Origin of the sequence: Deinococcus depolymerans (assembly GCF_039522025.1) — a bacterium.
Lineage (GTDB): Bacteria > Deinococcota > Deinococci > Deinococcales > Deinococcaceae > Deinococcus > Deinococcus depolymerans.
Genome location: NZ_BAAADB010000010.1, coordinates 1 through 13656, shown reverse-complemented (window position 1 = coordinate 13656; position 13656 = coordinate 1). Strand labels below are relative to the sequence as shown.

Genomic DNA, 13656 nt, shown 5'->3' with positions numbered 1-13656 from the left:
CCTAGCGGTTCAGGGCGCGGCCGAAGCTCTGCGCGGCCCTGAGTTTCATGTCCTCGACGGCGTTCCAGTCGGGCACGACGCGCCGCAGGGCTTCCTCGGCCACCTGTTCGGCGTTCAGGTCGGTGGGGTGGGCGGGCGCGCCGGCGTCGGCGCAGAAGCCCTGCACCTTGGGGTCGTAGGCGACGCCGGTGAAGGGCGTGCCGGTCGCGGCGGCCAGGATCACGGCGTGCAGGCGCACCCCGATCACGTACCCGCTGGCGGCGATGGCGTCCAGCGCGACCTGCGGGTCGCGGGTGCTGATCACGTCGTTCGCGCCGAGGCTGTGGGCGGCCTCGTCGTCGTGGTCGGGCATGAAGCTCAGGGCGGTGACGTGGCGGCCCTCGGCCTGCAGGCGGCGGATGACGTCCCTGAGTTTCTCGGTGGCGTCGGTCACGTCGCCGCGCGGGGCGACGATCACGCGTTTCAGGTCGCGGGTGGCGGGCGCGGCACTCAGCAGCAGGGCGGGGTCGCCGCCCAGTTCGGCGCGCACGCCCAGGCTGCCCAGGGTGTCCAGGCTGCCCTGGTCGCGCACGATGACGGTCACGCCGCGCAGCGCGCGGGCCACGCGCCGGCCGCCCTGTTCGCTCAGCGGGCCGACGCTCTGGTTGAACACGACCACGCGGCGGCCCATGAGTTTCGCGAGGCGGATGATCGCCAGGTAGTACGTGAGGGTGCGGCTGCTGGTCTTGTCCTGCAGCAGGCCGCCCCCGCCGGACAGCAGCACGCGCGAGCGCATCAGCGCGCCCAGCACGGCGGCGGGTTTCATGCGTTCGGCGCTCAGGCAGCCGTAGGTGCGGGCGGTCTCGGCGGGGGTGTTCGACAGCAGCAGCGGCTCGGCGCTGTACTTGCGCAGTTCGCGGGTGATGGCCAGGGCGATGGCCTCGTCGCCGGTGTTCCCGAAGCCGTAGTAGCCGCTGACGGTGACGGTGGTGCGGGTCATGCGTTCACCGGTCGCGTGCCGTACGTGTGCCACAGGCGCAGCGCCGTGCGGACGACCCAGATGCCGATCAGACCGGCGATCAGTCCGACGCCCAGGCCCAGGAAGCAGCGGGTGGCGCTGATCAGCAGCGGCGTGTGGAAGTGCGAGAAGGTGTTCAGGATGCTGGCCTGGCCGACCACGCCGCCCAGGATCAGCATCGCGCCGAAGTAGCCGGGCAGCGCGCCGCTCAGGCCGATGAGGCCCAGCGGGTGCCCGGCCATCTCCTTGAAGCGCGGACGCACGAGGCTGTCCTGCAGGTCCTGACGGATCTTCGCCTCGGTGTCGCTGACGCTGGCACCGGTGGCGTTGCCGCGCCGCAGGAACACCAGCGCGAACACGGCCAGCGCCAGGCCCATCACGACCACGTCACCCAGTTTGATGGGCGCGTTGTAGATGTCCCGCGCGGTCTGGCGCAGGTCCTGGCGGGGCAGGAAGCTCAGGGCGACCAGCAGCAGTGGCAGCGCCAGGGTCAGGCCCACGCCCCGGAACGGTTCGAGGCCCAGCACGCTGTCGCGGTTCGCGCCGAGCGCCGAGACGAACAGCACGCCGCACAGGCTCAGGCCGGTCGCGATGAACCAGTCGGTGACGCGGGCGCGGCGCAGCACCAGGCCCAGTGCGGGGAAGGTCACGGCGGCGATCAGCGCGCCGCCCGCGAAGGGATCGAAGCGGTTGAGGCCCAGCGCCAGCGCGCCGCTCGCGGCGGCGACCAGCAGGCCCAGGCGGACCAGCGGGAAACTCAGGCCCAGCAGCAGCAGCGCCGCGAGCGGCCCGATCAGGCTCAGGACGCGCAGCGTGACGTTCTCGGTGAAGGGCGTGATGACCGGCTCGGTGATCTTCACGCCGGACTTGCCCAGCAGCGTGACGGTCCGCGTGAGCAGCGCGTCGGTCTCGTTGATGGTGGGGTAGGGACGCAGGTACAGCAGGCGCATGGAGCGTTCGCGGGCCGCGAGGTTGTACTTGCTGGCCAGCGTGATCGGGTCCAGGCGCGTCTGCCAGGCGGGGTTCACGCTGAAGGTGCGGGCCGCGCCGTGCGTGGCGATCAGGGTGTCCAGGCCGCGCTGCGGGGTCGCCTCGATCAGCGCGGGAATGCGCCGGCCCATGCGTTCGTTGATCTTCTCCAGCAGCTCCGGCGTGCGCGCCCCGATGATTTCCTCGCCGTTGAAGGCGATGAACGGCACGTCCGGCCAGTCCGCGCCGGGGTCGCGCAGGGCGTCGTCGGCGTAGGGGCGGTACACGATCATGAACCCCCTGGCCTTCAGTTCGCTGATCAGCGCGGCGTTCGGGCCGGTGGGCAGGAAGGTGGGGTCGGTGGGCCACTCGGTCCAGGTGAACCCGCCGGCCTGCACCTGCCGGGTGGGGATGGTGTACCGGGCGGGCAGCGCCTCGGCCACGCCGGGCGTCAGGGACCGCAGGTAGATGCTCTGCGGGTTGACGGGTGCGTCCGGGAAGTCGGCTTTCAGGTCCGCGCCGCTGCGCTGGTACACCTCGCCGCGCTGCACCAGGTTGCCCACGACGTCCTCGTACACGGCGACGCTGTTCACGCCCAGTTTCTGGTAGTGGTCGAGCAGGGCCTGCGGGGTCTGCCCGAACCGGTGGGCCTGCGACACGACCGCCGGGTAGTCCATGACCAGGGCGGCGGTCTTCTCGCTGCGTTCGTAGTTCACGCGCCCGGCGGCCAGCAGCAGCGCCGGGATCAGGGACAGCAGGATCAGGCCCAGCAGGGCGGGCGTCCAGGGGTGCCGCGACGGCGGCGGGACGGTCATGCCGCTCTGGGCGGGGGCGTCGCGGGTGGGGGCAGCGTCGGTCACAGGCACATCCTAAGGGGAGGAATGGGGGCGGGGCGGTGGACGTTCGGGCGGGGCGCGGCCCATGGTGCGCGGCGGTCGGGGACCGCGTCGTCCACCGGAAGGCGGACGACGGGCCGCGCCCGCCGGCTTCAGATGGTGCTGCGGATGCGGGCGGCGAGCATGTCCAGCGCGGGTTCGTTCATGCCGCCGTGCGGGATGATCACGTCCGCGTAGCGTTTGGTGGGTTCCACGAAGCTCAGGTGCATGGGGCGCACGTACTCGAGGTACTGTTCGATCACGCTCTCGGGGGTGCGGCCGCGTTCCTGCGTGTCGCGCAGCAGCCGGCGGATGAAACGGACGTCCGCGTCGGCGTCCACGAAGACCTTCAGGTGCATGCGGGCCCGCAGCGCCTCGTCGTACAGCGCGAAGAACCCCTCGAGCACCACGACCGGGCCGGGCAGGACGGTGGTGGTCTCGCTGGAGCGGGTGTGGCGCGTGAAGTCGTACTCGGGCATGTCGATGGGCACGCCGGACAGCAGCGCGTCCACGTGTTCCCGCAGCAGCGCCCAGTCGAACGCGGCCGGGTGGTCGTAGTTGGTCTTCAGGCGCGACTCGAAGGGGATGTCGTCCTGGTTGCGGTAGTAGTTGTCCTGGTTCAGGACGGCCACGCCCTCGCGCCCGACCGTCTCGATCACGCGGCGGGTCACGGTGGTCTTGCCGCTGCCGGAGCCGCCGGCCACGCCGATCATGAAGGGCACGCTCACGCGCGGCCTCCCAGGCTGCGGGGGCCGCTGCTGGCGGCGCAGGCGCCCAGGCTGCCGATCAGGTCGATGCGGCGCTCGGCCATGCGGCGCGCCACGACGTGCGGGGCCTTGCCGTACTGCTCGGCGACGGCCGTGATGCGGTTGACGGTCTGGTAGACGCGCTCGGCGGCCTGCCCGGCGTCCAGGCCGGTGGCCGCGGCGATCAGCCCGGCAGAGTTGATCGCGAAGTCCGGCATGTACACGATGCCGGCCTCCTTGACGGCCTCCTCGCCCCGGCGGGTCAGGGGGTGGTGCTCGCCGCCCGCGATCAGGCGGCACTGCAGCCGGGGCACGTCCTGGCTGCGGATGGTGTGCCCGTACCCGCAGGGCGCGAGGATGTCGCAGGGCACGTCGAGCAGTTCCTGGCAGCCGACGACGGTCACGCCGCTCAGCTCATCCGCCAGGGCCTGCGCGCGTTCCGGGCGGTCGTCCGCGACGGTCAGGCGTGCGCCCTCGCGGTGCAGGTGCCCGGCCAGGGCGCGGCCGACCGCGCCGACACCCATGATCGCCACGCGCACGCCGCGCAGGCTCTCGGAGCCCAGGGCGTGGCGGGCCGCGGCCTTCATGCCCCGGTACACGCCGTAGCCGGTGACGGAACTGGTGTCGGTGTGCATGCCGAGCGTGGACCGGGTCTCCTGGGCCACGAAGGCGATGTCGGACGGACTGACCCCGATGTCCTCGGTCAGCACCACGCGGGACTCCATGGGCCGCACCTGCCGGCCGAGTGCGCGGAACAGCGCTTCTCTGGCGTGGGGGTCCTCGACGCCGCTTTCCGGCATCAGCAGCACGCAGGCGCCGCCGCCGTAGTTCAGGCCGGCCAGCGCGGCCTTCAGGGTCAGGCTCTCGGACAGGGCCAGGGCGCCCCGGATGGCCAGTTCCTCGTCCTGTTCACGCAGGCGCACGCCCGCGATGGCGGGTCCCAGCACGGTCGAGTGGATGGCCAGCGCGGCGCGCAGGCCGCTGGGGGCGTGGTGCAGCAAGGTCAGGGCCTCGTGCCCGCGCGACTGCATCTCCTCAAGTATCAGCATATGACTCCTGTGTTCTGCCGCACTTCCGGGCCGCCCGGACCCGGCCGGAGCGGGGGGGCGGGGGGCGCCGGGAAGCGCGGTACCGCCCACCAGCGTAGCACCGCCACGCATCTGTTCACCAGCGGCAGATGGCCCCGGCCCGCCCGGCCCTGTGGGGCGTGAAAGAACGCTGTCAGAAGCGATTCGTCACCCTGCAACAATGCTCACGCTGGTCTCTCGCCCGGCCTCCGCGCCGCCCCCCTGTGGGGCGGTGCCGAACCGTGGCGTCGGGGCGCACAGGCGTCCCTTACAATGGGGCGCACAAAGGGGGAATTGAATGGATCGGATTGCTCCGCTCGCCAAAATTCTGGCGGAAGCGAACGGGATTGACTGGCAGAACCTCAAGGGGACCGGGAACGGCGGCATGATCGTCGAACAGGACATCCTGAATTACCTGTCCCGCGTCATGAGTGGCGAGGAAGACCCGCCCAGCACCCCGGTGGACCCCACCCCTGCCGACTGGACCGGCGACGAGATTCCCAGCGCCGACATGCTGAACAGGGCCGGCATGAACGCCGACATGCTCAGCCGCGCGGGTGTGGATACTGACATCACGGCCTTCGTCGAGCAGGCCCGCACGGCCACGTCCCCGCAGGTGCCCGCCACCCCGGCCGGCAGCAGCCTGGAGGACGAGGACCTGGAATTCGAACTGGAAGACGAGGACAGCGCCGCGCCAGTTGAACCCGTGCATGTCGCCGCGCCGGTGACGATGGACGCGCCCGGCGTCACGCCGGCGTTCGGGACGCCGGCCGAGAACGCCCCCCGCTTCGAGGCCCCGCAGGCCGCCGCGGCCCCCACCGAGCCGCCCGCCGAGGCGCCGCAACCCGCCGCGACCGCCGGCAGCTGGAACTGGGGCACGCCCGCCCACACGCCCGAACCGGCCCCGGCACCCCTGGCCGAGTCGGCACCCCTGCCGGACGTGAGCCCGGCCGCGCCGGAACCCACCCTGCCGGCCTTCACCCCGGCAGCGGGGACGGCCGGGGAGACGCCCGCTCCCGCGCCGACCCCCGCCCCGGCCCCTGTGGCCGAGGCCGCCGCGGCGACCGGGCTGGCCGCCGGGCTGGGCAGCCTGCTCTCCCGCCTGTACCAGAAGCCGGCGCCGGAGGCCGCGCCCGTCACGCCGGAACCCGCTGCACCTGTGGCGGCCGAGTCCACCATGCCCGAGCCTGCCCTGACCGAACCGGTCGCGGCCGAACCGGCGCCGGAACCCGCCCCCGCGCCCGACGCCGCGCCCGACGCCGCGCCCGCCTGGACGGACGGCCGTCAGGCGCAGGATCACGCCTGGACCGAGCCCGCCGCGTCGACCGGGCTGTCAACCGAGCCCGGGAGCCTCTCGGCGGACACCGGGGAGCCCGTTCCGGTGACGGCCGAGGCGGCGGACGCCGTGGAGGCCCCGCAGACCGAACCGGCGTTCGTGGAGGCCCCGCAGGCCGACCTGCCCGCCCCTGCCGAACCAATGGCCGAACCGGTGGCCGAACCGGACCACGCGGACCACGCGGAGCCCGCCGTCGTCCCGGCGTACGAGGAACCCGCTGGGGAGCCTGTGCCGGCCGAGGTCGAGGAGACCGCCACGACCCCGGACACGACCCCGGACGAGGCGGCCGCAGCCACGGCGGAACCCGAAGTGGCCGCAGCCACTGAAGTTGCCGCAGGGTCCGAAATCGCGGCGGAACCCCAGGTGACGGAACCCGGGGTCGAGGAGACGCCCGCCGTCGCCGCGCCCGAGCCCGAAGTCACCGCCGAGGAGCCGGTCGCCCAGGCAGAGCCTGTCGGCACCGTCAGCGAGGCCACCGAACCCGACGTCACCGAACCCGACGCCGAACCGACCGTGCTGGTCGCGCCGGTCACGGCCGTCGCCCACGCGCCCGCTGCCGCCCCGGCGAACGCCGTGTGGTTCGGAGCGTACCTGCGCCGCGACGCCGACGTGGCGGCGCTGCGTGACCTGCAACGTCAGGTGAGCGCCGCGCTGGAACAGGACCTTCCGCTGGGCCTGCTGGTGGCCCGCGCCGCACAGCGTCACGCGGATACCCTGGGCCTGGGCAGCGTGGCCGTGCAGGGCGACAGCGACGCCCGGACGGTCGGGACCGGCAGCCTGCGCGACGCGCTGGCGCAGCTGGGCACCGCGCATGACGGCACCCCGGACCTGCTGGTCGTGGACGCCGGCGCGCACGGCCTGGACGACCTGCACTTCCCGCACACCCTGACGCTCAGCGTGGGCCGCGTGCAGGACGGCCGCGCCGCCCTGACCCTGAACGGCGACGTGAACCCCGCCCACGCCGCGCACTTCCTGGCGCAGGTGGCCGGGACGCTGGAACAGCCCATCCTGCTGGTGCTGTAAGCGCCCGCACGGCAAAAGAACCGCCCCGTAACGTGGGGCGGTTCTTTGCGTTGTGCCTGAGCGGGCAGTGGGTCAGGGTCGTGTACTGACCGCCACCCGTTCCCCTGGTTACGCCTCGGTACCGAGGTGTTTTTTCGCCCAGTCGTAGAATTCCGGTTTGTAGAATTCCAGGCGCACCTTCTTGTATTCCTTGGTGGAGTACAGGATGGCGTGGTCGACGCCCTGCGCGACTTCCTGCTCGATGGCACTGATCTTCCCGAAGGCTTCTTCCTTGCTGCGGCCGTGGACCATCGTGAAGATGGTGTAGGGCCATTCGGGGTAGGTGGGGCGCAGGTAGCAGTGCGAGACGGCCTTGAACTCGGCCATCTGGCGGCCCACCTCGGCCACATTCTCCTGCGGGACGGCCCAGACGCCCATGGCGTTGAAGGTGAAGCCGGCCTTCTGGTGGCGGAACACGGCGGACACGCGGCGCAGCGCGCCGGCGGCCTTCATCTTCTCGGCGTGCGCGGCGACCTCCTCGATGCTCAGGCCCAGCGCGGCGCAGGCGTCGGCGTAGGGTTCCTCGGTGACGGGCAGGTCCTTCTGGAATTCCGTGACGAACGCCCGGTCGAGGTCCGTCACCTGGTAGCCGATGTTGCGCTGCTCGCTGGTGTACTGGGGTTTGGCCTTGGCGTTCCAGTCTTCCTTGCCGGTCATGTCGAATTCCACGCCGATCTTGAACAGGTGCAGGGTGGGCATCAGGCGGGTCAGGCGCGCGCCGCTGAGTTCGTGGAGTTTCTGCACGTGCGCCTCGAGGTCACTCTCGGGCGGCACGGCGATGGTGTACCAGAGGTTGAAGTCGTGGTTGCGTTTGTAGTTGTGGCTGACGCCGGGGTGCGCGTTCACGATCTCGGCGCCGGCATCGAGCTGGTCCTCGTCGTGCACGGCGGCCACGAGGCTGCTCTGGTAGCCCAGGGTGCGGGTGTCGAAGATGGCGCTGACCTGCCGCAGCACGCCCTCGGCCTTCACCTCGCGCAGGATGCTCAGGGCCTCGGCCTCGCTCAGGCCGACGTCCTGGGCGATGACGGCGTAGGGGCGCCGGGTGATGGGGATATCGCGCTGGATGCGGTTCAGGAGCTGCTCGCGTGGCGTGGGGGCAGGCTTGGGCGCGGCGGCGGGTGCGGTCATGTCTGCACAATACGCGCCGGCGGGGCGGCGGAACGTCCCCGAACGAACGGTCAGGCAGGTGCGGCGGGGGCCGGTGTGGGCGCACAATGGCGGGCATGGTAACGGCAATCGTGATGGTGCAGGCAGAGCGGCAGCGGGTGCAGGAGACGGCCGAGGCGCTGGCGGGCGTGCCCAGCGTGCGTGAGGTGTACTCCGTGACGGGCGAGTGGGACATCGTGGCGATCCTGAAACTGGCCCGCTACGAGGACCTGGACGACGTGGTGACCGGGCACCTGCGCAAGGTCGAGGGCATCACGCGCACCCAGACGATGCTGGCGTTCCGCACGTACAACGAGGCGCTGCTGGATCAGGGCTTCGGGGTGGGCCTCGATGAAAGCCAGGGCCGCTGAGCGGCGCGCGGGCCGTGGGCGGACAGGTTTAAGAAGTCTTTAGATGCCCGCGGGTTTTGTGACCTGCCCTACCGGTGATGACCGGGAGCGGCGGGTACGTTGACCGTATGACCCGCACCCTACTTCTGCCGGCCCTCCTTCTCGGCGCCGCCCTGTCCGGCGCTGCCGCCGCGAAATCCATCGTGGTGGGCAGCAAACTGGACCCCGAAGCGCAGATCCTGGGGCAGATGATCGTCCTGACGCTCAAGAACGCGGGGCTGGACGTGACCGACCGCACGAACCTCGGCGATACCGGCGTGAACCGCAAGGCGCTGCTGGCGGGCGAGATCGACGTGTACCCCGAGTACACCGGGAACGCGGTGTACCTGTTCCCGAAGGCGAAGATCACGGCCAAGCAGGCGGGCAACACCGGCACCATCTACGGGCTGGCGCGGCAGCTGGACAGCCGGAACGGCGTGACGTGGCTCAAGCCGGCCGCCGTGAACAACACCTGGGTGATCGCGGTGCCCGAGGCTCTGGCGAAAAGCGCGCGGCTGAACACGGTCGCGGACCTCGCCCGCTACGTGAACGGCGGCGGGAAACTGAAACTGGCAGGCAGCCCGGAGTTCTTCAACCGCCCCGACACCATGCCGGCCTTCGAGGAAGCGTACGGCTTCAAGCTGAAGGCCGATCAGAAGCTGATCCTGGCGGGCGCCACGCCGCCCCAGACGCAGCAGGCCGCCGCGAACGGCACGAACGGCGTGAACGCCGCGATGGCCTACGGCACGGACGGCACGCTGGCGGCGCTGAAGATGGTGGCCCTGAAGGACCCCAAGGGTGCGCAGGCGGTGTACCAGCCCTCCCCGATCATCCGCACGGCGACCCTGAAGGCCAACCCGCAGATCGAGGCGCTGCTGAACAGGACCTTCGCCACGCTGTCGCAGTCGACGATGCAGGGACTGAACGCCAAGGTGGCGCTGGAGGGCCGCACGGCGCAGGCCGTGGCGCAGGAGTACCTGAAGGCCAAGGGCCTGATCAAGTAAGCGCCGTGACGTACGTCTGCGGTGCAGGGCCGCTCCGTTCATGAGCGGTGCCGGACGTGGGGGGGTGGGTGACGCAGGGCAGCCCGCCCCCTCTGCTGCCAGCCGCCCAGGTGGCGCGCGGGGTGACGTGCAGGCGGTGCTGGTGCTGGCGGCCCTGCCGGTCCTTGCGGGCGCGTGGTTGCCGTGGGTGCTGCTGCGGCCCAACCGTCTGGCGCCGGGCGAGTACCTGCGGCTGCCCCTGGCCTGGACGGCTGCGCTGCTGGTGCTGGCGCTGCTTCCACTGGCGGCGGCCCGCTGGCGGCCGGCGCTGACCTGGGTGCCGGCCACGCTGGCGCTGCTGCTGGCCGTGTGGTTGCTGGGTACGCGCACGGGCGCGGCGCTGGTCGGTCAGGCGGAGTTCGCGCGGGCAAGTGCCGCCAGCGGCGCGTGGCTGACCCTGCTGGGGGCGGGCGTAGCGGTGTACGGCGCGCGGCTGTGCGGCGGTCCACGCGCGGCCGGATGGGCGTGGTTGCCGGGGCTGGCGGCGCTGCTGCTGACCGGCACCCTGGCGGACTGGTCCGTGCTGGTCGAGGGCCGCAGCGAGGGGCCGCGCTGGGTGCAGGAACTCGCGCAGCACCTGCGGCTGGTGGGCACGGCGCTGGGACTGGCGCTCCTGATCGGGGCACCGCTGGCCGTGTGGGCGTCCGGGCGCGAACGGGTGGCGGGGGCGGTACTGGGCGCCGCGAACGCCATTCAGACCATTCCCAGTCTGGCGCTGCTGGGCCTGCTGATCGCGCCGCTCTCGGCGCTGGCGAACGCCTTCCCGGCCCTGCGTGAGGCGGGGGTCAGCGGCATCGGGGTCGCCCCGGCCCTGAGTGCCATGACGCTGTACGCGCTGCTGCCAGTGCTGCGCAACGGTGTGGTGGCGCTGCGGGGCGTGCCGGCCGGCGCGGTGGACGCGGCGCGCGGCATGGGCATGACCGCCTCGCAACGCTTCTGGCGGGTGCAGCTGCCGCTGGCACTGCCGGTGTGGCTCAGCGGGGTGCGGCAGGCGGCGGTACTGCTGGTGGGCGTGGCGGCCGTCGCGGCGCTGATCGGGGCGGGCGGGCTGGGCACGTACATCTTCAAGGGCCTCCAGAGTGCCGCGACCGACCTGATCCTGCTGGGGGCCGTGCCGGCGGCGCTGCTGGCCGTGGCGGTCGACGCGGCGCTGCGCGGCCTGGAGAGCCTGCTCGCACGGCGCCTGGGGAGGGCCGCATGATCGAACTGCATCACCTTGAAAAACGTTTCGGCGATTCGTTCGCCGTGCAGGACCTGAACCTCACCTTCCCGGACGGGGAACTCACGGCGCTGCTGGGGCCGTCCGGCTGCGGCAAGACGACCACGCTGCGCATGATCAACCGCCTGATCGAACCCAGCGGCGGGCAGGTGCGGCTGAACGGCCAGGACACCCGCGCCCTGAAACCCGAGGCGCTGCGCCGGGGCATCGGGTACGTGATTCAGCAGGTGGGGCTGTTCCCGCACCTGAACGTCGCGCAGAACGTGGCAACCGTCCCGGACCTGCTGGGCCGCGACCGGCGGGCCACCGCCGCGCGCGTGGACGAACTGCTGGACCTCGTGGGCCTGGACCCGGACACCTTCCGGCACAAACGGCCGGGCGAACTGTCGGGCGGGCAGGCGCAGCGGGTGGGCGTGGCGCGTGCGCTGGCGGCCGATCCGCCGGTGCTGCTGATGGACGAGCCGTTCGGGGCGCTGGACCCGCTGGCCCGCGACCGCCTTCAGGACGCCTTCCGCGATATCCAGCGGCGGCTGCGCAAGACGGTCGTGATGGTCACGCACGACATCGACGAGGCGCTGCGGCTCGGGGACCGCGTGGCCCTGATGAACGCCGGGCGACTGGAGCAGTTCGGCACGCCCGACGACCTGATTCACCGGCCCGTCAGTGACTTCGTGCGGCAGTTTCTGGGAGAGGACGCCGCGCTGCGGCAGCTGGCCGGGCAGCCGGTGGGCCGGTTCATGGCGGCGCTGGACGGGGCCTCTCCCCTGCCGGCCGTGGCGGTGGAGGACACCCTAAACGCCCGCAGCGCCCTGGCCGTGCTGCTGCGCGAGGGCACGGACCGGTTGACCGTCACGCGCGGCGGACAGCCGGTCGGGACGGTCGGCTGGGCCGACCTGCGGGCGTCCGGGCCGGAGCGTCCTTGAGGGGCGGCCGGGGTGGGCGGTGGGCGGCGCTCATGTGGCCCGCGCTGCTGCTGCTGTGCCTGATTCCCGGCGTGCTGCCCGCCCTGATCGACCCGCTCGGTCTGGGCGAGGTCGGCACACCCGAACGCCCGCTGTGGCAGCTGACCCTGACTCACCTGGGGCTGGTGCTGCTGTCCAGCGTGGTCGTGCTGACACTGGGGTTGCCGCTGGCCGTGGCCGTCACCCGCCCCGGCCGGGACGCGCTGCGGCAGCTCTCGGAAACGCTGGTGGGCCTGGGGCAGACCGTCCCGACGTTCGCGGTGCTGGCACTGGCCGTGCCGGTCCTGGGCTTCGGCTGGGCACCCACGCTGCTGGGCCTGATCGCCTACGGACTGGTGCCGGTCGTCAGCAACGCCGTGGTGGGCCTGCAGGCGGTGTCGCCGGGGGCGCTGGACGCCGCGCGCGGCATGGGCATGAGCGCGGGGCAGCGGCTGTGGCGCGTCGAGTTGCCGCTGGCCCGCCCGGTCATCCTGGCGGGCGTCCGGACCAGCGCGGTGTACAACGTCGGGACGGCCACGGTCGGCGCGGCCCTCGGGGCGGGCGGGCTGGGCGAACCGATCATCAACGGCCTGTCGCAGCAGAACACGGCGCTGGTGCTGAGCGGGGCGGTGCTGGCAGCGCTGCTGGCCCTCAGCCTGGACGCCCTGATGGCCCTCCCCGGGAACCGTGACGCGGCCTGAGGTGCGTGCAGGGCCGCATAAAAGTGACCTTACGTGCATTTCCGGGTGATTTTCGGTATGATGGCCGGTATGCAGCCCCGGAGGCTTCCACCCCAACCCGTGACTGCACGCGCCCTTGGCAGCAGCTTCCTGGAACACCCCTGAACCGACACGGCCCCGCTTTCATGCCGGGCCGGTTTGCGTTCTGGTGACTGTTCCGCCGGCCCCACGCCGCCCGTGGGTACAGAGCAAGCTTCAGAGCACGGCCAGCACGCCTCAAGAGGTGACACCTTGAAGCAGACCGCCTTTCAACCCGGTGACCGCGTCGTTCTTCCCCCCTACGGTATTGGTGTGGTGCGTGGCACCTGCCTGCGTCCCCTGTCCGGTCAGGCGCACGCCTACTATCAGGTCGAGTTCGCGAATACCACCAGCAAGGCCTTCGTGCCGGTTGCCGCGCCCGACATCGCCGGAATGCGCGCCGCCCTGACCGCCCGTGACATGCCGGCGCTGCTGGATTCACTGAAGACCAGCAGCCTGAACCTGCCCCGGCAGTGGGCCGCCCGTCACCGCCGCGTCACCGAGATCCTGGTGAGCGGCAACCCCTTCGAACTGGCAATCCTGACCTGCGAACTGCGCCGCTGGAACGTGGAACGCGGCCTGCCGGACCTTGACCGGCAGGCCTTCCGCCGGGCGATCAAACTGCTCGAGCAGGAGGTCAGCGGCCTGCAGGACCAGGGCGCGCAGGACGTGCAGAGCCTGCTGGTCCACGCCTGGAACGAGACCCCGCAGGGCACCTGATACGGACTCCGATTGAATGGGCTTTGCAGCCCGTTCAATCCGAACGAAGCGAGTGGGAGCTGGGCGGGTTCCGGACGTGGAGTCGGCAATCCGGTGAAGTTCCGGATTGTAGGCGAAACAAACGGAATCCGTATGACCCGGAGCAGCACCTCCCCCGGACGTGACGTTGGCAACCCGGAAACACGCCGGGTTGTCGACGAAACCGAAGGGAAACGCGGCAGCACAAAAGACGCTGGCCCGGTCTTGGAAGACCGGGCCAGAGGAGAGCAGCGCTTGCCAGCCACGCGTGGCTGGGTGGGAAGAGATGTGGAACCTATAGAAAGGAGGTGATCCAACCGCACCTTCCGGTACAGTTACCTTGTTACGACTTCACCCCAGTCATGAACCA

The 13656-nt window shown here is 71.5% G+C and carries 12 protein-coding genes and 1 rRNA gene; 7 read left to right on the top strand and 6 right to left on the bottom strand.

Annotated elements, in window-relative coordinates; genetic code table 11:
• Position 1 precedes the first annotated feature (1 nt).
• From csaB to ABDZ66_RS05960, 4 genes are all read right to left on the bottom strand, one after another.
• Entirely contained in the window at positions 2–979 is a 978-nt protein-coding gene (gene csaB, locus ABDZ66_RS05975; protein WP_343757162.1) for a polysaccharide pyruvyl transferase CsaB, read from the bottom strand.
• On the bottom strand, positions 976–2826 hold the full coding sequence (locus tag ABDZ66_RS05970; RefSeq protein ID WP_343757160.1) for a DUF5693 family protein: 1851 nt from the start codon (positions 2824–2826) through the stop codon (positions 976–978). Before ABDZ66_RS05970 ends, csaB begins: the two co-directional genes overlap by 4 nt.
• Before the next feature lie 128 nt (positions 2827–2954).
• Complete coding sequence (udk, locus tag ABDZ66_RS05965; protein WP_343757234.1) at positions 2955–3554, bottom strand: uridine kinase; 600 nt, start codon at positions 3552–3554, stop codon at positions 2955–2957.
• Between the two features lie 11 nt (positions 3555–3565).
• Positions 3566–4636 (bottom strand): Glu/Leu/Phe/Val dehydrogenase family protein, encoded by a 1071-nt coding sequence (locus tag ABDZ66_RS05960; protein ID WP_343757158.1) that lies wholly within the window; start codon positions 4634–4636, stop codon positions 3566–3568.
• 316 nt (positions 4637–4952) lie between these two features.
• On the opposite strand from ABDZ66_RS05960, the gene ABDZ66_RS05955 reads away from it, so the two are divergent.
• Positions 4953–7013, top strand: a complete 2061-nt coding sequence (locus ABDZ66_RS05955; protein ID WP_343757156.1) for an E3 binding domain-containing protein — start codon at positions 4953–4955, stop codon at positions 7011–7013.
• A 108-nt stretch (positions 7014–7121) separates the two neighbouring features.
• On the opposite strand, the gene ahbA is transcribed toward ABDZ66_RS05955, so the two are convergent.
• Entirely contained in the window at positions 7122–8180 is a 1059-nt protein-coding gene (gene ahbA / locus ABDZ66_RS05950; RefSeq protein ID WP_343757154.1) for a siroheme decarboxylase subunit alpha, read from the bottom strand.
• A gap of 95 nt (positions 8181–8275) precedes the next feature.
• Here ahbA and ABDZ66_RS05945 point away from each other — a divergent pair, with 95 nt between their 5' ends.
• From ABDZ66_RS05945 to ABDZ66_RS05920, 6 genes are all read left to right on the top strand, one after another.
• Positions 8276–8569 carry an Lrp/AsnC family transcriptional regulator gene (locus ABDZ66_RS05945; RefSeq protein WP_343757152.1) on the top strand — a complete coding sequence of 98 codons (294 nt, stop codon included), beginning with the start codon at positions 8276–8278 and terminating at the stop codon, positions 8567–8569.
• Between the two features lie 107 nt (positions 8570–8676).
• Entirely contained in the window at positions 8677–9591 is a 915-nt protein-coding gene (locus ABDZ66_RS05940; RefSeq protein WP_343757150.1) for a glycine betaine ABC transporter substrate-binding protein, read from the top strand.
• A 40-nt stretch (positions 9592–9631) separates the two neighbouring features.
• Positions 9632–10831, top strand: coding sequence for an ABC transporter permease (locus tag ABDZ66_RS05935; RefSeq protein WP_343757148.1), 1200 nt, complete (start codon positions 9632–9634; stop codon positions 10829–10831).
• Complete coding sequence (locus ABDZ66_RS05930) at positions 10828–11772, top strand: ABC transporter ATP-binding protein (protein ID WP_343757146.1); 945 nt, start codon at positions 10828–10830, stop codon at positions 11770–11772. The genes ABDZ66_RS05935 and ABDZ66_RS05930 overlap by 4 nt, the downstream gene beginning before the upstream one ends.
• 32 nt (positions 11773–11804) lie before the next feature.
• On the top strand, positions 11805–12491 hold the full coding sequence (locus ABDZ66_RS05925) for an ABC transporter permease (RefSeq protein ID WP_343757144.1): 687 nt from the start codon (positions 11805–11807) through the stop codon (positions 12489–12491).
• A gap of 270 nt (positions 12492–12761) precedes the next feature.
• Complete coding sequence (locus tag ABDZ66_RS05920; RefSeq protein ID WP_343757142.1) at positions 12762–13268, top strand: CarD family transcriptional regulator; 507 nt, start codon at positions 12762–12764, stop codon at positions 13266–13268.
• A gap of 319 nt (positions 13269–13587) precedes the next feature.
• Here the strand turns inward: ABDZ66_RS05920 and ABDZ66_RS05915 are convergent.
• Positions 13588–13656: ribosomal RNA gene (locus ABDZ66_RS05915) — 16S ribosomal RNA — on the bottom strand; the annotation flags it as partial.

Bases quoted from the DNA above. Each gene is read 5' to 3' on its own strand.
- csaB (WP_343757162.1), bottom strand. From the start codon at position 979: ATGACCCGCACCACCGTCACCGTCAGCGGCTACTACGGCTTCGGGAAC.
- udk (WP_343757234.1), bottom strand. From the start codon at position 3,554: ATGATCGGCGTGGCCGGCGGCTCCGGCAGCGGCAAGACCACCGTGACC.
- ABDZ66_RS05960 (WP_343757158.1), bottom strand. From the start codon at position 4,636: ATGCTGATACTTGAGGAGATGCAGTCGCGCGGGCACGAGGCCCTGACC.
- ABDZ66_RS05955 (WP_343757156.1), top strand. From the start codon at position 4,953: ATGGATCGGATTGCTCCGCTCGCCAAAATTCTGGCGGAAGCGAACGGG.
- ahbA (WP_343757154.1), bottom strand. From the start codon at position 8,180: ATGACCGCACCCGCCGCCGCGCCCAAGCCTGCCCCCACGCCACGCGAG.
- ABDZ66_RS05945 (WP_343757152.1), top strand. From the start codon at position 8,276: ATGGTAACGGCAATCGTGATGGTGCAGGCAGAGCGGCAGCGGGTGCAG.
- ABDZ66_RS05940 (WP_343757150.1), top strand. From the start codon at position 8,677: ATGACCCGCACCCTACTTCTGCCGGCCCTCCTTCTCGGCGCCGCCCTG.
- ABDZ66_RS05935 (WP_343757148.1), top strand. From the start codon at position 9,632: ATGAGCGGTGCCGGACGTGGGGGGGTGGGTGACGCAGGGCAGCCCGCC.
- ABDZ66_RS05930 (WP_343757146.1), top strand. From the start codon at position 10,828: ATGATCGAACTGCATCACCTTGAAAAACGTTTCGGCGATTCGTTCGCC.
- ABDZ66_RS05925 (WP_343757144.1), top strand. From the start codon at position 11,805: ATGTGGCCCGCGCTGCTGCTGCTGTGCCTGATTCCCGGCGTGCTGCCC.